This window comes from Streptomyces colwelliae (assembly GCF_048158785.1).
In the GTDB taxonomy this organism is placed as follows: Bacteria; Actinomycetota; Actinomycetes; order Streptomycetales; family Streptomycetaceae; genus Streptomyces.
Genome location: NZ_JBLTJC010000882.1, coordinates 1 through 661, shown reverse-complemented (window position 1 = coordinate 661; position 661 = coordinate 1). Strand labels below are relative to the sequence as shown.

General features: G+C 67.9%; 1 protein-coding gene. It reads right to left on the bottom strand.

Going from position 1 to position 661, the window contains the following annotated elements; genetic code table 11:
- Positions 1 to 104: 104 nt before the first annotated feature.
- Positions 105 to 605 (bottom strand): hypothetical protein, encoded by a 501-nt coding sequence (locus ACNFOC_RS54975; RefSeq protein WP_416966393.1) that lies wholly within the window; start codon positions 603 to 605, stop codon positions 105 to 107.
- Positions 606 to 661: the final 56 nt, after the last annotated feature.

Below are 661 nucleotides of genomic sequence, written 5' to 3'. Positions count from 1 at the left end.
ACTTCCTTGTCACCCTGAACTGATGGCGCCGTCCCTGGGGGCGTAGCCCCCAGGGACGGCGCCATCAGTTCAGGGTGACAAGGAAGTTCAGGGCACGGGGTAGCTCAGGGCACCCTGGGGAACTTCGCCTGCAACGTCCAGATCGCCGGGTTCTCGCCCAGCTCCTCGTGGAGATCAACGAGGTCGGCGATCAGATCGTGCAGGAAGTCCCGCGCCTCACGCCGGAGTTCGGAGTGGGAGAAGGTCAACGCCTCCTCGTCCCGCCGCATCCAGTCCGCCTCGACATCCACCCACCCGAACCGCCGCTCGAACAGCATCCGGTCGGTGGACTCGGTGAAGTCCAGTTCCGCGCGTTGCGGCCGCGCCGCCCGCGACCCCGCCGGGTCCTCGTCGATCCGCTCCACGATGTCGCACAACGCCCACGCGAAGTCGAGCACCGGTACCCACCCCCAGGCCGTGGCCACTTCCCGGTCCGCCTTGGTGTCGGCGAGATAGACGTCACCGCAGAACAGGTCGTGCCGCAGCGCGTGGACGTCCGCGCGCCGGTAATCGGTCTGCGGGGGGTCGGGGAAGCGGTTGGAGAGGGCGTAGCCGATGTCGAGCACGTAGGAGATGGTGTCACGGTCGGGGAGGCCCAAGGTCAGCCGGAGCTACCCCTCAC